17 protein-coding genes and 2 pseudogenes are annotated in these 26,073 nt (G+C 68.7%); 13 read left to right on the forward strand and 6 right to left on the reverse strand.

Going from position 1 to position 26,073, the window contains the following annotated elements; genetic code table 11:
- Window positions 1-110: 110 nt before the first annotated feature.
- Window positions 111-971, forward strand: coding sequence for a universal stress protein (locus tag ACFVYX_RS28075; protein WP_389684280.1), 861 nt, complete (start codon window positions 111-113; stop codon window positions 969-971).
- Between the two features lie 83 nt (window positions 972-1,054).
- On the opposite strand, the gene ACFVYX_RS28080 is transcribed toward ACFVYX_RS28075, so the two are convergent.
- The 4 genes and pseudogenes from ACFVYX_RS28080 to ACFVYX_RS28095 form a co-directional block, all read right to left on the reverse strand.
- Window positions 1,055-1,630, reverse strand: a complete 576-nt coding sequence (locus ACFVYX_RS28080) for a flavodoxin domain-containing protein (RefSeq protein WP_389684281.1) — start codon at window positions 1,628-1,630, stop codon at window positions 1,055-1,057.
- A gap of 129 nt (window positions 1,631-1,759) precedes the next feature.
- Complete coding sequence (locus tag ACFVYX_RS28085; protein ID WP_389684282.1) at window positions 1,760-2,449, reverse strand: helix-turn-helix domain-containing protein; 690 nt, start codon at window positions 2,447-2,449, stop codon at window positions 1,760-1,762.
- Window positions 2,449-3,363, reverse strand: coding sequence for a universal stress protein (locus ACFVYX_RS28090; protein ID WP_389684283.1), 915 nt, complete (start codon window positions 3,361-3,363; stop codon window positions 2,449-2,451). The genes ACFVYX_RS28085 and ACFVYX_RS28090 overlap by 1 nt, the downstream gene beginning before the upstream one ends.
- A gap of 354 nt (window positions 3,364-3,717) precedes the next feature.
- Window positions 3,718-3,945, reverse strand: a pseudogene (locus ACFVYX_RS28095) (DUF1918 domain-containing protein); the annotation flags it as partial.
- 371 nt (window positions 3,946-4,316) lie between these two features.
- On the opposite strand from ACFVYX_RS28095, the gene ACFVYX_RS28100 reads away from it, so the two are divergent.
- The 3 genes from ACFVYX_RS28100 (at window position 4,317) to ACFVYX_RS28110 (ending at window position 9,038) form a co-directional block, all read left to right on the forward strand.
- Entirely contained in the window at window positions 4,317-5,180 is an 864-nt protein-coding gene (locus ACFVYX_RS28100) for a universal stress protein (protein ID WP_389684284.1), read from the forward strand.
- A 181-nt stretch (window positions 5,181-5,361) separates the two neighbouring features.
- Window positions 5,362-6,093: an ABC transporter ATP-binding protein gene (locus ACFVYX_RS28105; RefSeq protein ID WP_389684285.1), complete on the forward strand. Its 732-nt coding sequence runs from the start codon at window positions 5,362-5,364 to the stop codon at window positions 6,091-6,093.
- A 2-nt stretch (window positions 6,094-6,095) separates the two neighbouring features.
- Window positions 6,096-9,038, forward strand: coding sequence for an ABC transporter permease (locus tag ACFVYX_RS28110; protein ID WP_389684286.1), 2,943 nt, complete (start codon window positions 6,096-6,098; stop codon window positions 9,036-9,038).
- A gap of 368 nt (window positions 9,039-9,406) precedes the next feature.
- On the opposite strand, the gene ACFVYX_RS28115 is transcribed toward ACFVYX_RS28110, so the two are convergent.
- Window positions 9,407-11,365 carry a TniQ family protein gene (locus tag ACFVYX_RS28115; protein ID WP_389684287.1) on the reverse strand — a complete coding sequence of 653 codons (1,959 nt, stop codon included), beginning with the start codon at window positions 11,363-11,365 and terminating at the stop codon, window positions 9,407-9,409.
- 171 nt (window positions 11,366-11,536) lie between these two features.
- On the opposite strand from ACFVYX_RS28115, the gene ACFVYX_RS28120 reads away from it, so the two are divergent.
- The 9 genes and pseudogenes from ACFVYX_RS28120 to ACFVYX_RS28160 all read left to right on the forward strand — a co-directional run bounded on the left by ACFVYX_RS28120 (window position 11,537) and on the right by ACFVYX_RS28160 (window position 24,458).
- Entirely contained in the window at window positions 11,537-12,427 is an 891-nt protein-coding gene (locus tag ACFVYX_RS28120) for a TnsA-like heteromeric transposase endonuclease subunit (RefSeq protein WP_389684288.1), read from the forward strand.
- Window positions 12,424-14,778 carry a transposase gene (locus ACFVYX_RS28125; protein WP_389684289.1) on the forward strand — a complete coding sequence of 785 codons (2,355 nt, stop codon included), beginning with the start codon at window positions 12,424-12,426 and terminating at the stop codon, window positions 14,776-14,778. Before ACFVYX_RS28120 ends, ACFVYX_RS28125 begins: the two co-directional genes overlap by 4 nt.
- Window positions 14,775-16,028, forward strand: coding sequence for an AAA family ATPase (locus ACFVYX_RS28130; RefSeq protein ID WP_389684290.1), 1,254 nt, complete (start codon window positions 14,775-14,777; stop codon window positions 16,026-16,028). Before ACFVYX_RS28125 ends, ACFVYX_RS28130 begins: the two co-directional genes overlap by 4 nt.
- A gap of 5 nt (window positions 16,029-16,033) precedes the next feature.
- Window positions 16,034-16,489 (forward strand): annotated as a pseudogene (locus ACFVYX_RS28135) (TniQ family protein); the annotation flags it as partial.
- 129 nt (window positions 16,490-16,618) lie between these two features.
- The gene (locus tag ACFVYX_RS28140; RefSeq protein WP_389684340.1) at window positions 16,619-18,013 is read left to right on the forward strand and encodes a hypothetical protein; all 1,395 of its coding nucleotides are present in this window, start codon (window positions 16,619-16,621) and stop codon (window positions 18,011-18,013) included.
- A gap of 1,209 nt (window positions 18,014-19,222) precedes the next feature.
- Window positions 19,223-19,486, forward strand: coding sequence for a helix-turn-helix transcriptional regulator (locus tag ACFVYX_RS28145; RefSeq protein ID WP_389684291.1), 264 nt, complete (start codon window positions 19,223-19,225; stop codon window positions 19,484-19,486).
- Between the two features lie 179 nt (window positions 19,487-19,665).
- Window positions 19,666-20,517, forward strand: coding sequence for a DUF6083 domain-containing protein (locus ACFVYX_RS28150; RefSeq protein WP_389684292.1), 852 nt, complete (start codon window positions 19,666-19,668; stop codon window positions 20,515-20,517).
- A gap of 112 nt (window positions 20,518-20,629) precedes the next feature.
- Window positions 20,630-22,102 (forward strand): UvrD-helicase domain-containing protein, encoded by a 1,473-nt coding sequence (locus ACFVYX_RS28155; protein ID WP_389684293.1) that lies wholly within the window; start codon window positions 20,630-20,632, stop codon window positions 22,100-22,102.
- 82 nt (window positions 22,103-22,184) lie between these two features.
- Window positions 22,185-24,458, forward strand: a complete 2,274-nt coding sequence (locus tag ACFVYX_RS28160; protein WP_389684294.1) for a TniQ family protein — start codon at window positions 22,185-22,187, stop codon at window positions 24,456-24,458.
- 279 nt (window positions 24,459-24,737) lie between these two features.
- Here ACFVYX_RS28160 and ACFVYX_RS28165 read toward each other — a convergent pair whose 3' ends face one another.
- On the reverse strand, window positions 24,738-25,949 hold the full coding sequence (locus tag ACFVYX_RS28165; protein ID WP_389684295.1) for an acyl-CoA dehydrogenase family protein: 1,212 nt from the start codon (window positions 25,947-25,949) through the stop codon (window positions 24,738-24,740).
- Between the last annotated feature and the right edge of the window lie 124 nt (window positions 25,950-26,073).

A 26,073-nucleotide genomic window follows, 5' to 3' on the forward strand; every position in this document is an offset into this window, starting at 1 on the left:
GACCTGCCTGGCCCTGCTGCGGGGATCGGCTCGGGCAGCAGCCTGAAGCCGGAGGCCCGCGCGCGGCCGGGCTCGGACGCCACGGCACGGACCCGGCTGAGGAGGCAGTCATGACACCCCAGGTCACCGTCGGTCTCGACGGCTCGGAAGAGAGCGCCGCCGCCGCACGCTGGGCGGCGACGGAAGCGGTACTCCGAGAAGTACCGCTCCGGCTGATGCACGTGGACGAGTGGCCGAGCGCACCGGAAATCCCCGAGCCGTACGCCCGCATCCAGACCGAACACGCCGACGCGCTGCTGCGGGACGCCGCGGAGGAGGCGCGCAAGGAGCATCCCGGCCTTGAGGTGTCCGCCGAGCGAGCGCACGGCCGGGCGGCCGAGATACTGACCAGCGCCGCGAACGAGGCCAATCTGGCGGTGCTCGGCTCGCGCGGGCTGGGCGGCATCCTCGGCTTCGTCGTCGGCTCGGTGTCCCTCGCTGTCGTCGGAGCCACCCGCCGGCCGGTCGCCCTGGTGCGGGCGAAAGGTGAGCGACCGGCGCCGCGCCACGCCGGCATCGTCGTGGGGGTCGACATCTACCACCCGTGCGAGACCCTGCTCGGGTTCGCGTTCGCGGAGGCAGCTCGCACGGGTCTGCCCCTCCGGTTCCTGCACAGTTGGACGCTGCCCGCCTCGTACGGCTACGCGACCTTGGCGGACGCGAGGGTCGGCGAGGAGCTGGGCGACCGTCTTGTGGGAAGCCTTGACGATCTCCTGGAGCCGTGGCGGAGACGGTACCCGGGGGTGGACGTCACGGCCAGGGCTGCCATGGGACCTCCCGCGTACCACCTCGTCGAGGCGTCACAGGGCGCGGATCTCGTCATCGTGGGACGCCGGACTCGGAGGGTTCCCGTCGGCACGCACCTCGGCCATGTGGCTCACGCGGTCATCCACCACAGTCCCGCGCCGATCGCCGTCGTTCCGTTGCTGTGATCCGACCGGAAGGACAGCGTCGAGTCTCGGTCGAGGCCGTCGAGTCCGGGCCGAGATCCCTCGTCCTCCCAGGGCCGCTGGTCTCAATCCGGAACGTCGTAGGCTTCCCCGCCATGGCCGAGCACCTCACGACCGATGCGCCGGGCCCAGGTGTCGACTGCGGGCCAGTCCCGGTAATCGCCGTAACGCAGCCCCATCGCCTGGAACTTCACGCGGCCTCGCCGCGTCAAGTGCTCGGGGTCGATGACGCCCGAGAAGAGACCGTGACCGCGGGGACGCAGCTCGTCGATCAGGCCGCCGACCACGTGGCCTTCCTCTTTGGCGACCAGCGCCCTCCACGGGCCTCGCATGGCAGCGGGCATTTCCACGCTGAAGAGCCACACGTCTCGCCGGGCCAGCAGGTCCGCGCTCGCTCGGACGAAACTCAGCGCCTCCGGAAGCCACGCCATGTCGTGGATGGCGCTGCCCACCACGTAGGCGTCGTATTCACTCGGGTCGCTCACTGCCTCGACGGGAAGCACATCGACTTGGGCCCCCTGCTCCTCGAGACAGGCGGCGATGCGCTCGGCAATGCTCCTGGTCGAACCGTGGACACCCGCATGAGCGACGAGTACGCGAACACCAGCGCGTCGTCGGAGGGGCTGCGGAACATTGCTCACGTCGCCAGTCTCATGCGCCACGGACCTGATCGCGAATCACGGAACCGGCCCGAAGGGATTCCGGCCCGGAAACCGCGCACGCCCGGTGCACCGGGGCACCCGCGCCGACCCTCGCGTACGCGGGGCTCGTCAGAGCTCCGGTGCGGAGGACGTCCCGGGTGCGCCCGGCGCATGGATGCGGCGTCCCGTCACACGGCGCGGGGCGAGCACGACGACCGTGGCCCGCTCCTCGCCGGCCCACGGTGTCGAGTACGCGGTTTCTCGGAGCGCCTGGGCCGTCGCCGGGTCCGCCACCTCGCGGGCGGGGCCGACGATGAGCACGCTCCACCCCTGACTGAAGGCTTCGTCCGCGTGGTCCTCCTCGAAGGCGATCACCGCGCCGGCAGCGGCCGCCCGCCCGAGCGGTGTGTCCTCCGCAGTCATGAACAGCAGTTCTCTGCCCACGACCTGGTAGTTCACCGGATAGATCTCCGGCCCGTCGCTCCCGATGACGGCGACACGGCCGACACCGTGGTCGTCGAGGAGCTGCCAGCATTCCTCCTCGTCGATCTCGTCCATGCGGGCGTGATACGCGGCCTGGCCTCGTCCGGGCGAGAAATCCGACGTGTACCCGGTCAGGTCCTGCACGGTCGTCTCCAGCGCGTTCGCCAGCCGGACCAGGAACTCGATCCCAGGTGACGGAAGTTGTTGTTCGACGAGGTCGATGTAGCCCGGTGCGGATCCGGCCCGTGCGGCCACCTCCTCGCGGGAGAGGCCGAGGTGGGTGCGCCTGGCCTCGACGCGGCGGCCGAGGTCGCTCATGTGGGCGGCGGAGTTCATCACTGCTCTCCCTCCGAGGGGGCGGGGTGGTGCTGCGGAATAACGGCGACGGGGCACAGGGCGTGGTGCAGAGCCCGGTGGGCGACCCTGCCGAGCTCCAGGCCGACGAGGCGGCCTGGACGTCGCGCTCCCACGACAAGCAGGTCGGCGGCGGCGGAGCGGTCGGCCAGCACCCGGTGCGCGGTGCCCTCGACGGTGCTTCTGCGCAGCCGGACCTGTGGGAACTCGCGCACCAGCGGGTCGAGGGTCTTGTCGAGGATTTCAGAAGCCCGGTGTTCGAGATACGTGCGGGGCTCACCGGTCAGCAGCGGGTGGTCGACCTGTTCGTGGACGGGTCGTCGCCATGTGCGGACGACGTCGAGTTCCGCGTCCCGGACCGCCGCCTCGTGGAAGGCGAACCTGACGGCAGGCGCGTCCACGTCATGATCGCCGATGCCCAGCAGGATCCGCTGATGGCGCGCTTCCAGGGCGTGCCGGTCGCCGCGGACGACGACGACCGGGCCGTGGGCCCGCGCGGCCACGACGAGGCTCACCGATCCGAGCAGCAGGCCGGCCAGCTCTCCCCGCCCACGCGACCCGACGACGAGGACCGCGGCCTCCTGTCCCTCACTGAGCAGTGCGCTGGAGGCGTCCTCGGCGAGGACGTCCGCGGTGACGGCGAGATCCGGAGCACGGCGCCGAGCCCGGTCCGTGGCCGTGCCGACGATGTTCTCCGCGAGGACCTGGCCCGAGGGCCGGTCCGTCGTCCAGGCCGGCACGGCGCCTTCGTACCGCTCCCACAGAGAGGCGTGCACGATACGCAGGGGGCGCCCGTGCCGTATGGCTTCGTCGACTGCCCAGTCCAGGGCCGTGAGGCTGGCGCCGGAACCGTCGACGCCCACCACCACGGGGCCTACCGCCACGGTCGATTCCATCGTGCCCACCGCCTTTCGAGTGCCAGGTGGATCACTGCCACGCTCGCACCGGGCACTCCGGGCCCGGTAGGGCCGGTCGGTCCCAGCATCGGGCCGCCCGGTCCCCGCCTGCACGGCGCCGGTGCGGAGGAAGCACGAGGAACCCGCCGCGTGCAGGGCACGACGGAAGGAAGGACCCATCCGCTTCTCGCGGATCCTGATTGCGCGGTGCGCGGTACGAAGCCGCTGCTCCGCGTCCTCACGGGTCCTTCCTCACCTTGAGTGAACGCCGCCGAGTCTGCGCGCACCAGAGCCGGCCGGGCCCCGTCGGACCCCGTTCGGCCCTTGCACGGCAGAGCTCGATGGAGTTCAGGGCCGCGGCGTTGCCGCTTCCGGTTCCGGTTCCCGTTCCGGGTGCGAGAAGTGCTGGACACGCGCATCAGGACCGGGAAACACCAGCGTGACCCGGCCGGTGTCCGACCAGCGGACGTCAAAGGGCGGCGTGCCGTCCGCGTGGTGTAGACCGACGATCTCACCGTCGCGGCCCTCGTCGCCGATGGTCGCGCCGCCGACGATCAGCCGGTCACCGACATGGGCCCACAGACCGGCGCGGTCCTTGTCCCGCACAGGTCGTGCTTCGGTCCTGGTCATGGCCCTCACCTCCCGGAGCGCGAGCGAGGAGCTGCGACGGTCCGAACCGCCGCGATGCCTGCGTGCTCGCCGGCTCCTTCCCTCCACACTGCGGCCGAGCGGGCCGGGCTCACAGGGGCCAACGGTCCCCGAAGGGGACCGTTCGGCACTCCTGGCGGGAGGTCCGTGAGGACACGCTGGGTTCCGCGACCACCGGCAGCGGGCCGAACGGGCACTGATTCCGGCGATCGAGTGCATCTGCGCCAGGTCGACGGGATCGTCCCGGTCTCGTGTACCCGGCTCAGGTACGAAAGCAAGGACATCGCACCAGGAGGTGGACGATCATGACGCAGGGCATTGTGGTCGGCGTCGACGGCACGGACCAGGCGCAGGCCGCCGCCGAGTGGGCGGCGGACGAGGCCGTACTGCGCGGCGCCGGCGTCCACCTGGTTCACGTGAGGGAACCGTGGCCGGATTCCGTCACCCCCTTCGCGGCGGCGCGGGAGTCGGCGGAGTCGTGGGCCGAGGAACTGCTCGCCCGGACCGCCGAGCGACTGCGCGAACGACAGCCCGACGTGCCGGTGACCACCAGGCTTCTGGATTCAGGGCCGGTCCCGGCGCTGGTTGCCGCCGGCGAGAAGGGCGACCTTCTGGTTCTCGGCTCGCGGGCCCTGGGCGGTGTGGCCGGTTACCTGGTCGGCTCGGTCGGTCTGACCGTCGCGGGTGCCGTCGAGCGGCCCGTCGTCCTCGTTCGGGCCTCTGACGGGACTGGCGCGCAGGGCGCCGTGACGGTGGGGATCGACGCACGGCACCGGCACCCTGCTGACGCGGTCATGGATTTCGCGTTCGAGGAAGCGGCCCGCCGACGCGCCGAGGTGAACGTCGTCTACGCCCAAGAGCTTCCGCTCTACGCCGGCCTCGGGCCCGCCATGGTGCCGGACGTCCGGGCGGCCGTGGCCCCCGAGGTCGAGCGGTCCCTCGATGATCTCCTGGAGCCCTGGCGCGCCAAGTACCCCGAGGTGACGGCCGTCCCCCGGGTGGTGCTCGGATCGGCCGGCGCCGAACTGGTGCGGGCCGCCGCGGACTCCGCCCTCGTCGTCGTGGGCCGGCGCACCCGGCGTTCCACCCTGGGCGCCCACATCGGCAGCGTGGCCCATGCCGTTCTCCACCACAGCCGCGCGCCTGTCGTCCTCGTGCCGCACGAGTGATCTCGGGCTCGCTCCGCCACACGCACGGCGAGGGGCACCCCAATGTCGGGGTGCCCCTCGCCGTGCCTCAGCCGCAGGCCGTGCGGGTCTGCCCCCTCCGTGCCACAAGGGGCCGTTCGGCCCACCACTGGGGCCTGGACGGCCGTAGCTTCCCGCTCCTTGCGGGTTTCGTATGGAAGGCATGAACAGCGACCAACCTCTCCTGGTCGCCACGGGAGTCCGCAAGATCTACCGGACGGACTCGGTGGCGGTCACCGCTCTGGAGGACCTGGATCTCGTCGTACGCCGTGGAGAGCTCGTGGGCGTCATGGGCCCGTCCGGGTCCGGCAAGACGACGCTGCTGAACTGTCTGTCCGGGCTCGACGACATCGACGGCGGCCGGGTGGAGATCGACGGGCGCGACCTCTTCGCGATGCCGGACGCCGCACGCACCGAGCACCGGGCCCGCACGATGGGCTTCGTCTTCCAGTCGTTCAATCTCATCCCGGTGTTCTCCGCCGTGGAGAACGTCGAACTGCCCCTGCTGCTCGTGGGTACCCGACCGCGCGAGGCGCGGCGCAGGGCGCTGGCCATGCTCGACCGGGTCGGCCTCGCCCACCGCGTCGAGCACCGACCGAGCGAGCTGTCCGGCGGCGAACAACAGCGGGTGACCATCGCGCGTGCCCTTGCCGGACGGCCCGCCATCGTGTGGGCGGACGAACCGACCGGCAACCTCGACAGCGCCATGGCCGACCAAGTCATGGACCTGCTGTCCGAGCTCAACCGGGACGAGCAGCAGACCATCGTCCTGGTCACCCATGACAGCGCCATCGGCGCACGCGTCCCCCGCCTGATCCGGATGCGCGACGGGCGTCTGGTCGACGACCTCCAGCAGCGGGTCCCGCTCACAGGCCCAGTCATATCCCGGGACTGACGATGTATTCGAACCTCCTGGTCCCCCTTCTCATCGCCCTCGCGCTCGCTCTGACGGCGCTGGTGTTGGTCGCGGCCCGTCAGCCCGTCGCCCGCCGGCTGGCCTTCCGCCAGCTCGCCCGACGGCGCACCGAGGCCGCGCTCGTGACCGGTGGATCGGTACTCGGGACGGCCATCATCATCGGGGCCCTGGTCGTCGGTGACACCCTCAACTTCTCCGTACGCCAGGAGGCGTACCGGACCCTGGGCCCCGTGGACGAGCGCGTCGTCGCCCCGCCCGGCCCAGCCGGACGCACGGTCGCCGAGCGGCTGGCCGCCCTCGCCGACGATCCCGACATCGACGGCGTGCTGAGCGCGCAGGCCGCGCAGGCGTCGGCCGTTTCCCGCTCCGGCGGCCGGACGGTCGCCGAACCACGCGTCCTCGCCTGGCAGATGGACTTCGACAAGGCATCGGGCTTCGGCGCGGCGGGCGGGGAGTCCGGGATCGACGGGCCGAATCCGGAGCCCGGCGAGGTCGTCATCAACGCGCCGCTGGCACAGTCGCTACGGGTGGGAGCAGGACAGCCGATCACGCTCTACCTGTTCGGCACTCCGCACACCTACCGGGTGGACCGCGTGGTGCCGGAGCAGGGGCTCGCCGGTGTGGGCCTGGGCGGCAGACTGAACCGCGACGCCTTCTTGGCCCCGGGAGCCCTGGATGCCGCGGCCCGGGCCGCCGCATCCGACGCTGGGCCGCGCTCGGTCACCTTCGTCTCCAACCGGGGAGGGGTCGAGAGCGGCAACGCCCTGACCCCGCAGGTCACCTCGGACATCCGCCGAGCCCTGGGCCCGGTCGCGGCGGAGACAGCGATCGAGACACCGAAGCAGACCGTGCTGCGCGATGCCAAGCAGGCCGGTGACTCCCTCGGCGCGCTGTTCCTGATGATCGGCAGCTTCAGCATCATCGCGGGCGCGCTGCTCCTGGTGAACATCTTCGTCATGCTGGGCGAGGAGCGGAAGTCACAGATGGGCATGATGCGGGCGATCGGCATGAAGCGCTCGCGCCTCGTCTCGTCGTTCACCGTCGAAGGAGCCACCTACGCGCTTCTGTCCGCCGTGCCGGGCGTGGCCATCGGCGTCGCCGTCGGCTGGGGCGTCGCCGTGGTGGCCGCCGAAATCTTCAGCGGCTGGTCGGTCGGCGGCAGCAGCATCCGGATCGCCTTCGCCGTCACGCCCACCAGCGTCGTCAACGGCCTGGCCATGGGCCTGCTCATCGCCTTCGCCGCGATCCTCGCGACCAGTGTGCGCATCAGCAGGTTCAACATCATCGCCGCCATACGCGACCTCCCCACGACGCCCGGACGCGAACCGCGCCGACGGCTGCTCGTCGTGTTCACCGCGCTGGCGGTCCTGTGCGCGCTCGTGGCCGTTCCGGCGGTGGCACGCAGCCAGCCCGACGCGACCTACCTCATGCCGGCCCTCGCCCTCGCCTTCGCCACGCCCCTTCTGCTGCGCGTCCTCCCCCGGCACGCGGCCACCACCCTCGTGGCGGGCACCGTCCTCGCCTGGACCCTGCTGGCACCCGTCGTCCGTCCGAGGATCTTCGACACGCCGTCGATGTCCGTGTACGTGGTCCAGGGCGCCCTGGCGGCCTTCTCCGCGGTCGTACTCGTCAGCAACAACCAGAAGACGCTCGTCCGTCCCGCGCGGCGGTTCCTTGAGCGCCCGTCGGAGTCGGGTCTGGCGGCGCGGCTCGCTGTCGCGTACCCCCTGGCCAAGCGGTTCCGAACCGGCGCGACGCTGGTGATGTACACGCTGATCGTGTTCGTTCTCGTCCTCCTGACGCAGATCTCCGGCATCCTCCGCGCCGGAGTCGACGGAGTCGTCACCGACGCCACGGCCGGTTACTCCCTGCGGCTCGACTACAACCCTCAGGTCGCGGGCGAACGCCTGATCGCCGAGTTGCGGACCGGCCCTTCGGCCGCCGGAATCGCCAAGGTGACACCGCTGCTCAACGCCACCGGCCGGGCCACCGACCCCGGGCACCGCAGCACCCAGCCGCTCGACGTCGCCGCCGTCGGCGTGCCCGAGGCAGCGATCACCGGCATCACCTTCCGCGAACGGCTCAGCGGCCTGCCGAACGACCCCGCGGTGTGGAACGCACTCGCCACCGATCCCCGTTACGTCGTCATCGACGGCTTCTTCGGCAGCACCGGCGGACCGGCCGGCGACTACTACGACCCCGGCGACACCCTCACCGTCACCGACCCGCGGACGGGGCGCAGCGAACAGAAGGTCATCGCCGGTGTGCTCAGCAACGGGATGGTTTTCTACCCGGGCACCGGGGCCAGTTCGACCACCTACCCCGTGGTGATGGGAGAGCGGGGCATGCGCGAGCTGTTCGACGACCAGGCCCAGAACGCCTCCGCCCTCGTGAGCACCCGCCCCGGCACCTCCCCCGACACCCTGGCGACCCAGCTGCAGGGCGAGCAGTTGTCGTCCAGCCTGGTCGCCACGCCGATCGCCTCCGAGATCCGCGACCAGTTCGACTCCAGCACCGCGTTCTTCCGCCTCATGCAGGGCTTCCTCGCCCTGGGCCTCGGCATCGGTATCACCGGTCTGGGCGTCGTCATGGTCCGGGCGGTACGCGAACGCCGGCGCACCATCGGCATCCTGCGTGCCCTCGGCTTCCGGGCGCGGACCGTCCAACGTTCGTTCCTCTGGGAGAGCGCCTTCGTGGCCGTGGAGGGAATCGTGCTTGGATCCCTCCTCGGCGTGCTCACGACCTGGCTCATGTACGCCAACAGCGCAGCCTTCACCGGCCTGGAAGGCGGCTTCCCCATCGAGTGGACCAGCATCGGCGGCCTGGCCGCGGCCACCTTCGCCGCATCGCTCCTGGCAACCGTCGGCCCTGCCCGCCGCGCCGCCTCCATCCGCCCGGCACGCGCGGTCCGCGTCGCGGATTGACAGACACAGGCCGTAGCGCCCAACAGCCTGCCTCCGGTTCGATGATCCGTCCGGCCGGGCCTCGAGTACCTCGTGGCAAGACACTGCGGAGGGAGGCTGGCTCCACCAACGTCGGTGCGGAGGGCGAGGCTGGCGGAGGGCCTTGCCCGAGTTTGCGACTAGAACAACTCCTTGTCATCGACGGCGACGAGCTTTTGATCCACCCCTGCTTCGCCGTACGGGCGAAGCGGATCTCCATGCACACAGCATCAGCGCACCCACCCTCGCGCTCACCCTGTTCGCGCGCGACGCGGATCTCCTGTCGGCACGGCGTACAAAGTTCCACGGGGCACTTCGAGGGACTCTGAGACTGCGAGGGATCCTGCACGTCAACAACCCCTCCCGCAACGCAAACCGCCCCTTCTTGTGGAGCCCTCCAAGGCAGCGACCTCGTCCACGGACACTCTCAGTGCGGATTGCTGGTCGCATGCCTGGGCGAGCAGGCAGGCATAGCGACGCAGTCGCTGCAACAGCCGCAATCTCGAGTCATGAAGATCTGTCGAGTCGTACCGGGCAGCGGCCAGGGTGAGAAGTATCGTGTCCTCTCCGGCCTCACGGTGTTCTCGCAACGTCGGGCTGTGGAGGTGTTCACCCTGGGTAACCACACTCCAGAGGAAGATGGAGCCCACTCTGGGGTCGGTTGAGGTATGTCCGCGGCCCAGCTTGGGGAGGCCCTCACGAAGCTTATTCCAGTCTCCCCGGGGCAGGCGCCACTTCGCCAGGCTGCGGCGCCTGTGCGCATAGTCGACACGATCCGCAGCACGCCCCAATTCGTCAGCGATCTCGCCAACTGCGTTTTCGAACACAGACCTCAGCTGCGACTCACCCAGTTCCCGTGTCAGGACCCTCAGAGTGTGCAGAGTGCCGCTCGCGGGGATTCCCAGGGACTCGCCGCTGGCGTGCCAGGTGCCGCCCGTGACCAGTTGCGCCAGCCGGATCGACACGGCCCGACGCAGTAGTCGGGGTGCCCGACGCCCCAGGGACGCAAGGTCAGGGATGATCGGGAGGATGTGGGACTCGTACGAGTCGCGTGGCAAATATGCGGGGATCTCTTCAATCCGAAAGCGGGGGTCTGGGGCCGCGGTGCGCCGTCTCCTTCCAGAATCCCCGTACATTCGGTGAAAGGAAGCATGAACCAGAGTGTCTGAATTCTCTTCCTGCCTGAGGATTTTGGCGGCGTGATTTGGCGAAGTGCGGAACGCTTCGTTCGCCAACGCGCCGATGCGGGGCCGCAGCGCGACGAGCTCGCGATTTCCTAGCAGAGTGTCGGCGGCCAGGAGCAGGGCTCCACACTGAGCGGCGTCACCCGGCACGGCGCGCACGCTGTTGAGGCCGGCACCGGTGTCGCCGGTGCGGTGAGCCGGCACCATCGCCACCACGGGCGCGGCATGGTCCTCGATGACCATCGCCAACTCCTGTGAGGGAATGTACGTTTCACCCATCGGCCACGTCAGCTTGATCAAATGACCGGTTGAGATCAGGTCCGGGAAGAACGAAATGCCCATCGGGTCGCCAGCGCGTGGGCGGTCAGTTGACGTCAGCCGGGCGATGATCCGCTTCTGCAACGACAACAGTCGTTGCAACTCTCCGGCCGACAGCTCTCTCTCACCGCCGCCTGGTTGCTCGTCGAGCCGCGTACCGCAGACGCTCTTGCCGCTGCCCCTGCCGGTGGTCAGCGTGTTCCGGCATTGCGCGGGGTGCAGACCGATCAGCCGCGAGTTCTTGATCAGGGTGGGCTGCGCACGCCTGGTCCCATTGACAGGCAGCTCACACACGGGACACAGGTGCTCTAGAAGGCGGCGGTGACGAAGACAGGCAAAGACCACCGGAAGGTGCCACGATGCCTGCCAGGCGCCGCCGAACGCGTTCTGGACCACGCTGCCGTCGCCACGTAGGCATTCCGGACAGTACCGGCTCGAGACGGTCGCCCCCCAGTTGGACGTCGCGGTACCTCCCGTGCGAATCAGATCCCACTTCGAACCGGCCAGGGCCGGGAAGCCGCGCGCGAAGGGCCGAAGAGTCAGGTTGTTGGCCTCCGCGGCTGTCAAGCCGGCTGCGCCGCATAGCGCGGTGACTTGCGACTCAGGGAGATAGCGAAGGTAGAAGTGGGGGATGGCTCCCCCCGTCTCACGAAGCCCGCACAGTTCAGCAACACGCTCGGGAGACAGTTTCAGACGGAATGCCACACGAAGGAGCAATCCCGGCAGGGACTCTCCAGGGAGCGGATCCAAAACACGTGGCAACGGGCGCTTTACCGTCATTTCCTGCCTCTCCGCCTTTGCCGTCAACGGCCACCTCCCCGTGGGGGTAGTCCATCAGCCTTCGCGCAAGCCGCTCTGTTGTCATCGATACAGAATCACTCGTGCGTGTGAAGGAAGCTGATGCGGTCGAGCCATGGGCGCTCCTCACCGTAGCGTCGTGGCTGGTCTTGACGGACGTGTTCGACCTGCTGAGGAGCGGTGGACGTGCATATGCGGGATTTCAGGGCGAGCTCCGTCCTGCCGGTGCCGGAAGGACCACAGCGGGATACGTGGTCGGACTCCTGCCGCCTGGAGGATCTGGCATTCCTGCATCGGGGATTCACCGAGTACGCGCACAGGCTGGACCTCGACGAACGATGGTCCCGGCGCTGGACGACGAGGTGGAAGGTCGGGCGGGACGCTGCCGCCACCTACTCTGTGCGCGACCTCAACGAGGTGGACGTCCGACGCACGGTGCCGGTGCGTCGGTTCACTTGGCGGACCGACCAGTACCACCGGCCCGGGCTCGAGTACATGGTGTCCACGTGCCGGCACCACGGTTATGAGAGCTTCGAGGAGGAGTGCCTGCTCATGGTCGCCGACTTCGCGGCCGGGCTACGTGAGGCGCTCTCTCAACCGTTCCGGCTGCGCTTCTACGCGGGCGGCAAGCGGGTGGATCACACGCCGGACTACTTGCTGCTGACCGATACCGGTCCGTTCGTGATCGATGTGCGGCCGGCAGGTCGGGTTCGCCCCGAGGACGAGCTGAAGTTCGCCGCGACGTTCGAGGCCGCGTTGGCCGCCGGGTGGCGCTACGGCGTGGTGACCGGCTGGCGTCGGCACGTGTGGGAGACGGTGGACGCTTTCTCCGCCGAGCGACGGCCGTTGACCAATGTGCTCGACTTGCAGGGCCAGCTGCGTGCGGCTGCCTTCCAAGGGCCGCTTCCGTTGCAGGAATTGGTCGATCAGTGCTCCATTCCCGCAATGGCCAGGGCCCATGCCCTACACCTCCTGTGGCATAGAGAGCTCGGTGCGGACCTCTCCGCACCGTACGGGGACGCGAGCCTGATCCGGCTCGCACCCTCAGAGCGTCACGGGGTGCGGTCATGAGTACTGAGACGGCATCGACGTGGGTGCTGGAGCCTGGCACCGAACTGATCATCGATGGTGAGGTGTGGCGGGTCGAGACGTGTCTGCCGCATCTGGGCCACGTGACACTGATCGGCGACGAAGGCGCACCCTGGAAGGTGCAGCTGAGCGAGCTGATCCACCACCCCGGTTGCCGACCGTCCACCCGGACCCGCAAGGATCTCCCAGCCGCCAGCCAGGGCCGCCAGCCGAAGTCGATGGCAGACCTCCTGCCGGTTCAACAAGACCACGTGATGCGGCGGTTGGAACACATCCGGGAGATCGAGACCGGCTACCGCAGCGGCGATCCGGACGCCGCACTGCCGCACGAGCCTCTCCCGCAGTACGACCCGGAGACCACAACGCTGACGCAACGCCGAAAGGCAGAAGTGACCGAGCTGCGCAGGGCAAGGGCGATGGATCCTGCGCTGGCGAAGTCGCTGGCCCTGCACAAGGTGAGCGTGAGGACGCTGGTGCGCTGGGACACCGCACGGCGCAAGCTGGGGCCGATCGGTCTCGCGGACGACCGGTGGCTGCGAGAGGCGACCGGGCACCGGATCACCCCGGAGGTGCGCGAGGCGCTGTTCGCCGTGCGTGATGAGAGCCTACGGCGGGCGAAGCTGACGGCTCGGGACCGCGAGCGCCTCATCCACCAGTACGTACGGGAGACCTACGGAGAGAAGACCGAGGTCCCCAGCTACGACGTACTGCGCCAGGTGTGGCGGAACTGGTTTGGCTCCAACGGCGGGCGGCAGCGCTACGCACGCTCGGCGGCCATGGCGCAGAAGTACGCGACGGGCCGGCACGTGGTGGTACACAGGCCCGGGCAGGTGGTGGCCCTGGACACCACCGTGCTGCCGGTGAAGGTCCTGGAAGACGTGTTCGGCGATCCCGTATCCGTGCATCTCACACTGGCTCTCGACGTGTACACGCATTCGATCGTGGCGTTCCGACTCAGCCTGGTCTCCGACTCATCGATCGACGTGGCGATGGTGCTGCGGGACATGACTATGCCACTCCCGATGCGCCCGGACTGGGGCGAGGACATGCAGTGGGCCTATCCCGGCGTCCCAGGCACGGTGGTGGCCGACTTCGCCGGATACGAGGTGGCCGGACTGCCGTTCTTCGCCCCGGAGACGGTCACCACCGACCACGGCTCCGTCTACCGCAACCACCACCTGGTTGAGGTCCAGCGGGTCCTCGGCTCGAACATCAAACCCAGCCGGGTGCTTCGCCCCACCGACAAGAAGGCCGTGGAGCGCGCCTTCGGCGCCATCCGATCGCTGCTGTTGGCTCTCCTGCTCGGCTACCAGGGCGTGGACACCGCCGACCGCGGCGTCGACCCGGAGGCCGACGCCTGTCTGACCGTGGCGGAGATGGAACACATCATCGCCACCTGGATCGTGAGGATCTGGCAGAACCGACGCTTCGACTCCTACGCACCGAGCTGGGATCCTGGCGGCGATCACAGTCCCAACAGCCTGTTCGCCGCTTCTATGACACAAGGCGGCTTCGCCCTGAGGATCCCCTCCCCCGAGCTGTACTACCAGCTCCTGCCCAGCCACCATGTCATGATCCACGGCAAGCGCGGCGTGAAGATCAAGAACCTCTGGTACGACGGCGAGGCCCTGGACCCGTACCGCGGAGAGCTCTCGCGGCGCGGCGGCAGAACCAAGAACCGCTACGTCATCCACCGGGACCCGCGCGATCCGTGTTTCGTGTTCTTCCAGGATCCGCTCACGCACGACTGGCACACCTTGCGTTGGGTGGGCCTGCCCGAGGATGGGCAGTTCCCCGCTTTCAGTGACGCCCGCGTACGCGAGGCCATGCGCGAACTGCGCAAGCGCGGCCTGGCGCCGAAGTCGGACAAGGAGCTCCTGCCCGTCCTCCTCGAAGTCATCGGCGGGAAGATCCCCGTCGATCAGTGGCTGACTCAGCTGACGAAGAAGCAACGCACCGAGCACGCCCGCGAAGTAACTCAGGCCGCGGCCGCCGCGGCCGACCGCCCCGCCGACGCCACCGCGGCCCAGCCAGTGTCCGCCGCGTCAGCACCCACCACCGTGCCCGCGGCGCGCACCGGCTCGGACGACGGCAAGGTCGTCCCGCTGCGCTGGCGCGAGCGCGCCGAGCAAAGCCAGGACGCGGTCACCAACGAGCGTCGACGACGACGTGAAGCCGCCGTCCCCGAACGCCCGATCCCGCCACCACAGGACCTGTCAGAGCGGCTGCGCGCCACCAGCCTGCTGGCCCTGCCCGACGACGACTTCGACGACGACACAGACGAGACCGGTGCTGCGGCAGCCGCCCCAGCCGAGGAAGAGGTCAGCCGGTGAATCCCCCGTACGACGGTCCCTCGTTTCTCCCTGGCCCGCCCATCGACCGCACCACCTGGGAGGGCTGGCGCCGCTGGTGCGCGACCCGCAATGTCTTCATCCCCGCGCCCGTGCTGACGGCAGCTGAGTTCGCTCTCAAGTCAAAGCGCCAGCAGCGCCTTTACAACCTGCACCGGCTCGCAACCCACAGCAGTCTGCCCATCGACGTGACTCCGATGAGCGAGGGCGTCGCCGACGCTGTCCTGGCCCGCGTCGAGGACGGCGCGTTCAGCCACAAAGCCTGCACACGCGGCGGCATCATGGTCAACGGCGACGGCGCCCAGGGCAAGACCGAGACGGTGTGCGAGGCATTGGCCGTCTTCGAAGAGACGTGGATGGCCCTGAACAACTACATGAACCCGGACGCCATGCCCGGCACCCGCGACCTGGTCGCCCCCGTCGCCTACGTACGCTGCCCGGTCAAGGCCACCCCGATCTCCACCTGCCAGCGCATCCTCGACTTCTACGGCGAGGACTACAAGGGCATGCGTCTGGAGGATCTGGTACGCACCGTCAAGACGGCCATCGTCGATCACGCCACCAGGGCGCTTGTCATCGACGACATCACCCGCCTCAAACTCCATCGGGAAGCCGACCAGGACGTCCTCGACCTGATCCGCGAAATGATGAGCATGCCCGTCACACTCATTCTCGTCGGCGTCGGCATCCCCACCTCCGGCCTGCTGCGCGAGGGCCGTCGCGACCCCAAGACCCTGGAATGGATCTACCAGCCGATCAAGGACCGCGGCCGCAGCCCGAACGATCACGCCGCCGGCCAGCACGAGCGGCGCTTCCAGATCGTGGACCTCGACCCGTTCCGCTACACGGACGGACCGGAGATGGCCGCCTGGCTGGATCATCTGGCCCGCTTGGAGGGGCACCTGCGGTTGCTGAACGACACCGAGGGGATGCTGACCGGGGGCGACATGCCCGAGTACCTGTTCAACCGCACCGGCGGCGTGGTCGGTGTGCTGGAGAAGCTCGTCCAGCACGGCTGCCGGCGGGCCATCGAGGACAAGAGCGAGCGGCTGACGAAGGAGCTGTTCAGCCAGTTCACCGTCACCCCCGGCGACATGCCCGACCTGGACGCGGAGTCCGGCGAGCAGCCCAAGATCCCGCCGCACAAACCCACCGGTGGGAAGAAGAAGCCGAAGGGCCGAAACACCGTCTTCGACGACGATGGCCCCGCCGCAGCCGGCGAGACTGGCTGACGGAGGTGACCTCCCGGCCGCTGGCCCGCGCTCTCAGTCCGCTCCCTGAGGAATCACTGCCCAGCCTGCTCCTGCGGCTGGCGTACCGCATAGAGCGCTCGCCCGCCAGGGTTGCCCGCCGGTGTGGACTGGTCCATCGTCAAAATCGTCTCCCAGGCGAGTACCTGCTCGCACTGCCAGCGGAGCGGGTCGGGCCGTTCGCCACGGCCACCCGCTTGAACGTGGAGGAGGCCAACGCCCTGACCCTGTCGTCCTTTGCTGCCGTCTATCCACCCCTGGCATCGGTTCGCATGGACGGCAGCCGCAACACCACTGCCCTGCGAAAGGCGTGGGCCGCCAGCGTTTCAAGTCGATACTGCGCCGCCTGTCTTTCCGGGGACGGAAGTCCCATCCAAGCGCTATATGGCGGCCCCTGGAAACTACGCTGGCATCTGCCCGTCTCATACGCCTGCGTCGCGCACCGCACCTTGCTCTCCCACGCGTGCCCGAGTTGTCGGGGTACACCGAATCGGCCGACGAATACAGAGCGCCAAGGGCTGATCACGCACCGCACCACGAGCGGGTTGCACCCGGCTCAATGCCGACGCCTTATGACTAAATTTCACGGAAATCGGGCCGCTCACTGCGCTGCCCGCCTGGACCACGATCACCGGGCCGAGCTCGTGCCCGAGGCTGATCTGTCCCTGCTGCTTGCCCTGCAGCGTCGCATTGATCAGCGTCTGATGCCTGGTCGATCCGATGCCGTTGGAGGCCAGTCCGCCTCGGATCCCTACTTCTTTCCCAATCTGATCGTCGCTGCACATCTCATCCGGCTCAGCTGGCCGGACGGTGCGCGATACGCGTCCTCAACCTGGATGACTGACTTGATCGACCGCTACGTCTCCTCCACTGTCGCTCGCCGCCGCACCCCCCAGCCCGACGGACGCAATCCCATCACCTGGGGTGCCCCCGAGGACCCGGCCGAGTGCGCGGCGGTGCTCGTTGCCGCCGAGAGCCTCCTCGGTCACGAGGAGCGCGATGACGCCGGTATGGCCGACCGCGTCCGGCCGCTCGCTGCGTCCGCGTTCAGCCGCCATCCGGCCAATATCGGGGCCTCTTTGCGACGCATGGACGTCTCCTCTTCGATGGCACGTGCCCTGCTGTGCCATGATCAGGGGTTCTACCGTGCCGGTGGCCACCGGCACGCACGACAGAGCCTTCCCTCACGCGAGGGCCACTTCCGGATCGAGCATGTGCCTGCTCTCCTGCCACATGAGTGGCTCTCCGCTCACTTCGGCGATCTGTTGCCTCTCTGGGTGCACCTCACCGACTGGAAGGTGCGGCACCTGCGGCGTGTTTCAGCACTCAAGCTCGCGGAGATGAGCGGCGGAGGTACCTGGCCTGATTGCGCGAAGACCCTCGGCATCCCGTGGAACACCGCACAGCAGTCTCTCAAAGTCATCAGGCAAGAGTTGCATTCACGGGATCTGTGGCCGGGCTTTGAACGGTCCGTCGAAAGCGTCGCCAGCCAATTGGACCGGGGCACGGATCGTGTTCAATACGGGCGACGCCGGGAGCTTCTTTCGTCCTGGCAGGTTCCGGCTGATGACTGGGCAGAACTGTGCCGTGGCCTCCAGCCGTTCCGCCAGGGGATAACCTCTCCCACCCGTGACACCGCGACCGTGCTGATCTGGACTCGGGTCACCCAGGGCGATCACCTTCACAGCCCCACGCTCGGCGCCTTGAGAGAAGCGGGCTGCAGCACCCAGCAGCTGGTCGGGTCGATCAACCAGCTCCGTACCCCGGCCAACCGCCAGGGTGGCAAACGCGAGCTCCTTCACCGTCTCGAAACGTACTCTGACCTCCTTTCCGCCGCCTGCGACCGGCCGGCTGCCGCGCTACAGACTGGCAGCCTCGAAACCCAGGCGGCCGCTGCGCACCTGCTGGACGTGCATCCGTCGCGCTGCGCTCAACCTGACGCGACGCGGAATCTCCCCTTCTGTTGACCGCGCCCACGGTCAGCCAACGGTGCCACCCCGGCCAGCGCCCGCTCCCGAGGCCCAGCAGATCTCATCGGTTGCCGTGTCGAGCCTCCAGCGGCCAAGCGCCCCCACCGTAGCGAGCCGGTCGAGCAGCGTTGCCACGGCCACGGAGGAGAGACCTGCCGTACGGGTCAGGTGAGCGACTTCGATGCTGCCCCGGCCCTGCTCATCGGTATGCGCGGCAACCTGCAGCGCCACCAGGCGAGCGACGGCTCGCTGCCGTCGGACCGTCGCGCGACAGGTCTGGCGCAGGGCCCAGTCAGCCGCCTGGGCACGAGCCTGACGGCCAGGGACTTGTGTGAGCACGGCGGGGTCGAGAAGGTCGAATCGGCGGGCGCCCTGCACCGAGGATGCGGGACGCAACCAGGCGGCCTGTTCCAATTCGTCCCAGACGACTGGAAGATGCCCCAGCCGCATACTTCTCGCGATGCCGCCCGAGAGTAGAACACCTCCGCCCGAGTCGGCACGGAGAGCGCATTGCACCGCAACCAAGCGGGCTGCAGCGCTCGTGCACGCAGGCAGGGCAGCGGCCAGGTACGCGAGCATTTCCCGCACCCGCGTGGCCGAAGACGGCCCGGGGTGCGGCGCTACTGCTTGCACTCCGCCGCGGCCAGCGTCTTCCCCAGGCACGGCAGCCACTGTGACGGCGTCGGGGACCACGGCCGCGCGAGGCGTCGCGTGCGCACAGGCGGTGCAGGAGTCAGCCAGCCGCCAGTTGCGCCCAGTCGTGTCGCGCGACAACACCAGCCTGATGGGGCCGGCGCAGCCGCGGTGCCGGGGATGCCAGCGGCACTCCCGCTGTCGGCACTGACAGGTGCGCAGGTGTCCGGCGAGCGCATCGCCACGCGCATGGGCAGCGAGATGCCGCAGGGCGGCGGACTGAGCCGCGGCCGCCTGCGGTGGGGCGGTCCGAGGACCGCAGCGCGGGCAGATGAGCCGCGGACCACCCACACCCGACCGCAACTCCACGGACCACACTCGAGGGACCACAGCGTGCAGGGAGAGCCTCATTGCTCCCGCTTACCTCCCGTCCAGGGCTTGGCCTTGCAAGGCGCGGCGAACTGGGGCGCAGCACGACATCGAGCCGGCGCCCCGGGAACATCACCCCTTCCCTAGCAAATAGTGCAGAACTCTGCACTGACGGGGCAGGGGTCTGCACCATCGGATGGTGGGGTGACGATCTTCCCTCCCGACCCGAACCTCGACGCCCTGCGCATCCAGCTAGCGCGGATGAGGAACGAGCGCGGGTGGACCTTCGACGAGCTGGCCGATCGCAGCGGCCTCGCACGACGCACCCTCATCGACCTCGAGCACGGCCGCACCACCGGAAAGATCACCACGTGGCATGCCCTGGCTCACGCCTTCGGCCTCCCGATCGACCAAATGCTGGAGCCACTCTGCGACGGGCACGAACCGCCTGATGCCGCAGGGTCGTGATCGGCCCCTCGCGCGAGGCAACCCTCCCCAGCCCCCTCCCGCGATTCACCCGAACGGCGATCCGGTCTCGAACATTCGCATCTCGCTTCGTACGTGCGTCGCGGCCGATAGGACCATTCGCATGACCTACGGCGGCCTCTGCACTGGATGGCGGCGCGCCACCTGGCAGGTTGCTCGCCATGCAACCTCACCGCTTCGCCCGCCGCTGGGACGGCAGCCCCGTCACCAAGCCCCCTCGCCGTCGCCTGTGCGTCGATACCTCCAGCCCCAGCCGCCTCCTGCGCCGGGGACAGAGCAGTAGATGCCAGGAGTGCGACAACCTCGTCGAGTGGCATCCGCGCGCCGATCACCGGCCGATCGGCCTGCATCCCAACGAGCTGCCAATCCGTCCCGTTCCCACCGCTTGCCGCTGGTATCTGAGCGGCGGCGTCGCCTACCGCGGCGCCGACTCCCCGTGGTGTCGCGTCCCGCACGCCACCGTCTGCCCACGGCGCACTCCGGACATCGACCTCACCCCTGCTCTCACGGATTTGCGTCGCCGCCTGGGCGTGCTCACCCGCCGACGGACCGACGCGGGGCTCTTCACCCCGCAGCCCGCTGTCACATGCCCGACGTCGGCGCAGTCGGCCGAGCGCTTCATCCTGCCGATCGTGGAGATCCTCCACATCCGCTACCTCGCCGAGCGGCCCCTCGATGCGCTGCGATGCGTGTCCCAGACCCGCCGGGGTCACCGCTGCTCCCACCCGGTCCTGGATCCGGCCGCCCCGAGCGGCTCCTGGACCCTGACCACCGTCTTGTCGGACAAGGGGCGCCTCACCCTGCCCGCGGAGCACCTGGTCCTGTACAGCCTGAACCGTGCGCCGTACGCGGAGCAGCTGCGATGGCGTGCGCAGCGCTGTCCCGCCCATATGGCTACGAGCACCGCCCCCGACCTCGCTCTGGCCGGATGGCGGGTCTTCGACCCGCTCCTCCACCATGCCCACATCCACACGCACCTGCCTGGGTCGGTGCCCGCCTCACCGGAGACCTGAAGCGTCGTCGACACTCCGCCCTTTGACGCGCCGCCGTCGATTGATCCTCCACTCCTGTTGCATCGCCGGCCGACCGACGAACCATGCCCGACCCAGTACGAGGACACCCTTCTTGAACCCCACTGACGAGCAATCCGCTGCCGCCGACGCTTTTCATGCCGGCGACCACCTGGCGCTGCAGGCCGGCGCTGGCACCGGCAAGACCACCACGCTCGCGCTACTCGCCCGCTCGACCCAGCGTCGCGGCCGCTACCTCGCCTTCAACCGCGCCATCGCCGACGACGCCCGCGCCCGCTTCCCCGCCACCGTCACCTGTAAGACCGCCCACGCTCTCGCCTACGCCGCCGTTGGCCACCGCTATACGCGCCGCCTGAACTCCCCACGCCGGCCCGCCTGGCGAACCGGGTGCGACCTCGGCCTGACCGACTCCCTCCGCATCGGCGACCGCGACATCTCGCAACGCACCCTGTCCAACGCCGCCCTGCGCACCGTCACTCGCTTCTGCCATACCGCCGAGCGCACCATCGGTCATCACCACGTACCCCAGCTCCGCGGCCTGGACGACCCCGACCACCATGCCGAACTCTCGGAATTCCTCGTCCCGTTCGCCCGCAAGGCGTGGCGGGATCTCCAGTACGTCGACGAAGGTGTCGTCCGCTTCGACCATGACCACTACCTCAAGATCTGGGCCCTCACCCAGCCACGGATCGAGGCCGACTTCCTCCTCCTGGACGAGGCCCAGGACACGAACCCCGTCGTCGAGCAGGTGTTCCTGGCACAACGCGACCACGCTCAACTGGTCATGGTCGGCGACTCCGCCCAGGCCATCTATCACTGGCGCGGCGCCAGGGACGTCATGACCGGCTTCGACGGCACCCGCCTCACCCTCACCCAGTCCTTCCGCTTCGGCCCCCGCCTGGCCACCGAAGCCAACCGGTGGCTCGCGCTCGCCGACGCTCCCCTGCGCCTGACCGGCACTGACACCATCGCCACCGAGCTCGGCCCCGTCACCCGCCCGGACGCGGTGCTGTGCCGCACGAATGTCGGTGCCATGGCCCAGGTGATGCAACTGATGTCCGCCGGTCTCCGGGTGGCCCTGGTGGGAGGCGGCCAGGGGCTTCAAGCCCTCGCCATGGCTGCGGGCGACCTCAAGCAGGGCCGCCGAGCCCACCACCCCGAACTACTGCTCTTCACCACCTGGCACGACCTGCAGGAATACGCCGCGTACGACCCCAACGGCCGCGATCTGCAACCCTTCGTCGATCTGGTGGACACCCACGGCCCCGACGCCATCCTGGCAGCCGTCTCCCGCCTCGTGCCCGAGGAAGCCGCCCAAGTGGCGGTGTCGACTGCACACAAGGCCAAAGGGAGGGAATGGGCCTCGGTGAGGATCGCCGATGACTTCGAACCCCCCACTGACGACGAACCCGACCCCAACGACACCCAGCCGGCGCCGCCCTCGATCGACGAAAGCGAGGCCCGCCTGGCATACGTCGCCGTGACCCGAGCGCAGCAACGCCTCGACCTCGGCGGGCTGTCGTGGGTCACCCGCCAGACGAACCCGACGGCTCGAGGAGAGAACTGACTACAGTCCGGCGTCGGCGGCCTCCCCCGCCGTCGGGTTGACAAGCGGTCTGAAGACTGCCGGAACGGGTGTATTCAGGGCAATGAGATCACGCTCACCCCGCCCCCGCACTACGCTCCCCGAACACAGTCACCATCAGCATCGAGGTTGCCACCCTGACAGTCGTACGCAATCGGCATCGCGAACTCGCCCGCAGCCTCGCACCTTTAACGGAGGAGTCCCTGCCCGGCTTCCTCTTGCACCTCTCGAACCGGCTGAAGTGTTCCCCAGCGCATCGCCCAGCTCCTCGTCCTGGGGCAGCGCCACAACAGCAGTTCGGAAGGCAGACGCCCGGGACTCCTCAAACGCCCCAACACCGCCAGCCTGCACCCCGCACAGGGCCGCAACCGTTCCACAGCCGGAATCCGCCGAGCACCCACCGGAGCTCTCTGTGACCTTCCGCCCCTTGGCTCGAAGCCTGACCCCGTTGCAAGAGGAATCTCTGTCTGGCTTCCTCCTGCGGCTCTCCAGCCGACTCGAGATCCCGCCCAGTCGGCTCGCAGTCCGGTGCGGCCTTGCTGAACACTCAGCACATAACACGCGCATTCCAACCCGCCTCCTGCAGGAACTCCCAGGCCCTACAGCACAGCGCTTCGCCCAGGCCACAAGGCTCGACCTCGCCGAGGTCCACGCGCTGACTTTGAGACGGTTCAAGCCTCGCTATCCGCCCCTGCGGACCGCATATCGAACCCTGCACCGTACGACCACGATGCTCAGTGCCCACTGGGCCATGGAGTTCTCACCGCGCTACTGCCCCCCATGCCTGGGCGGGAACAGGAGCGCGATCCAACAGGCAGGGGGCGGCCCGTGGAAGCTCCAGTGGTATCTGCCCGTGGCCTTCGTCTGTCCCCAGCACCACCGACTGCTCGAATCGGTTTGCCCAAGCTGCCGACGGCAGCTCAATACCTCCAGCTCGGGGCGCTTCAACCTGATCACCAGTCCGGGCACGCAAATGCATTCACTGCAATGCCGCAATCGCACCCAGGACACGGCCACCGAGGCTCGAGAAGACGGCCGCTGCGGTGCCCGCCTCGATCATGCCTCGGAGTCGCCGACCGGACCGATCGCTTCCGATCTCGGCCAACTGCTCGCCCTCCAACAACGCATCGACCGACGTCTCTTCGGTGACCACCAAGATCCGGACGCCACCTCGTACTTCAACGACATGGTTTTCGCCGCGCACCTGATCACTCTCAGCTGGCCGGCCGCTGCAGACCTCATCCCCTCCGGCTACCTGCAGACACGCTTCGACGAGCATGCTGCACCGATCGCCGAACTGATCCAAGCCGGCCAAGCCACGGGCCTACCCTCCAGGCGCACCGGCGCCCGTGCAGCCCCTGAGGACACCACGCAACGATCAGCGCTACTGCTGGCAGCCGACACGTTGCTCGGCGACCAGGACCAGACATCCCTCCGCCAACGGGTCCGGCCGTTGGTCCAAACCGTCCGGTCCCGTGCCCCGATGTACTACGGCCAGATCGCCCGGTCGCTCGACATCTCTCCTCGCTTCGCCCAGGCCCTGGCGACGAAGAGTTACAGCACCCGCGGGCACCGCAGCCTGCGGGCACCATCCCGGAAGCACCGGTACTCAGTTGAGGAGGTCCCCGCCTACCTGCCGAAACTCTGGTTCGACACGTACTTCGGCGACTTCCTTCGCCACATGCCAACAGATCAACAACCCAGAGAGCGCGCGCTGCGCCGAGCCGTCTCTCTCCAACTGGCAAAACTCGCCACCGGACTCGCCTGGCATCGTTGCGCCGAGACTCTCGGCCTCACTCCGAAGATAGGTGCCAAGCTCCTCTCCAGCCTCGCCAAGCGCTTCGAACCCGTAAAGCTGTGGCCGGAGTTCGACCGCCGAGTCGACCAGATCGCAGATCACCTCGACGTCTCCGACGAACGGATCAACTACGCGAGCCGCCGTCGGGGCCTGGCCGAGTGGCGCATGCCGAGTGGAGAGTGGCACCTCCTGACCAGTGGGATCCCTCGTCTCCGCAGGCTTCACGAGCAGGGCGACCCTGACATCGGAACCGCCCTCGCGTGGGGCGGCGCCACTCAGGGCGAGCCTTCGCACAGCCCTGTCATCCGCGAAGCCGAACTCGAAAGCAGGGACCTCACCTTCCTCAGCAAAGAAGTATCCGTTCTCCAACGCGACGACATGCGCGGCGCCCGACTCCGCCTCCGTAGGCGCCTTGATGCCTACGCGGCACAGTTGGCGCGCGCCTGCGACCGTGAGACCGGTCTCAAGATCAATATCGACGACATCCTCTCCGCCCCAGACCTCAACGTGCAGACTCTCAGACCGCGCGCCGAGCGATAGATCACCAACGAATTCACTAGCGCTCAGGTTTGAACCTCTGCGCAACCCTCGCCTGGGACTACCCGCGACCAAAACTTGACCCTCCGCGGCTCCGTACACACGATCAGCAAGTAAGAACCGCGACGCACGGTACGCCCGAACCTCATCAATTCACGGAACGTAGCAGGTCAGCTACCTGAGGCAGCCGGCGCGTCAGACTGCTGCTCGCGTGGCCGACGATTTCAGCTGGTGCCAACTATCCCGCTTTTGTGCCAACTAAAGAGCCTCGTCACAAACGTGCTACCGGCGGACCCTGGGCATGCCCAGGCCGATCCAGGAGATGATCTCGCGCTGGATCTCGTTGTTGCCGCCGCCGAAGGTGAAGATGACGGCCGAGCGGTAGCCGCGTTCCAGTTCACCGTGGAGGACCGCGCCCGCCGAGCCCTCCTTGAGGGCGCCCGCCGCGCCGACGACCTCCATGAGGGCCGCGTAGGCGTCGCGGCGGGCCTCGGAGCCGTAGACCTTCACGGCCGAGGCGTCCTGTGGGGTGAGGGTGCCGTGCTGGACAGCGCTCACCATCTGCCAGTTGAGGAGCTTCATCGCGTCGAGCCGGGCGTGGGTGCGGGCGAGGGCGCGGCGGACCCAGGGGAGGTCGATGACGCGGCGGCCGTCCGTGAGCGGGGTGGCGGCGGCCCAGCGCTGCGTGTCGTGGAGCGCGCGGATCGCCATCGTGCCGTGGGCGGCCAGGGTGACGCGTTCGTGGTTGAGCTGGTTGGTGATGAGGCGCCAGCCCTTGTTCTCCTCGCCGACCCGGCGGGAGACCGGGACCCGGACGTCGTCGTAGTAACTGGCGGTCGTGTCGTGCGAGGCGAGGGTGTTGATGATCGTGCAGGAGTAGCCGGGGTCGCTCGTCGGGACGAGGAGCATGGTGATGCCCTTGTGGGGCGGGGCGTCGGCGTCGGTGCGCACGGCGAGCCAGACCCAGTCGGCGGTGTCGCCGTTCGTGGTCCAGATCTTCTGGCCGTTCACCACGTACGTGTCCCCGTCCCGTACGGCACGGGTCTTCAGGGCCGCGAGGTCGGTGCCCGCGTCGGGCTCGCTGTAGCCGATGGCGAAGTCGATCTCGCCGGAGAGGATCCGGGGCAGGAAGTACGCCTTCTGCTCGCCGGTGCCGTACCGCATGATCGTCGGTCCGACCGTGTTCAGGGCCATGAGCGGGAGGGGTACGCCGGCCTGCGCCGCCTCGTCGAAGAAGATGAACTGTTCCATCGGGGTCAGCCCGCGTCCCCCGTACTCGGTGGGCCAGCCGACGCCCAGCCAGCCGTCGGCCCCGAGCCGGCGCACGGTCTCCCGGTAGAAGCGCTTCCGCGCGGCCGGGTCCGCGCCGGGGGGACCTCCGACGTCCTTGGGGCCATGGGGGACGGTGGGGACGTCGTCGGGGACCAGCTCGGCGAAGTAGGAACGCAGCTCGGCGCGCAGACGGTTCTGGGCGGGCGTGTACTCGAGATGCATGGGGTCTCCCGTGACGGCGGGTCCTGCGGCGGTCCCGCACCGTCCTCGGTGCGGGACGACGCGCGACGGCGGCCACGGTAGAACGTGTTCCACAAATGTGGAAGCCCCGGGGCGGCCGCGGAGA

It is taken from the genome of Streptomyces sp. NPDC058326, assembly GCF_042879855.1.
In the GTDB taxonomy this organism is placed as follows: domain Bacteria; phylum Actinomycetota; class Actinomycetes; order Streptomycetales; family Streptomycetaceae; genus Streptomyces.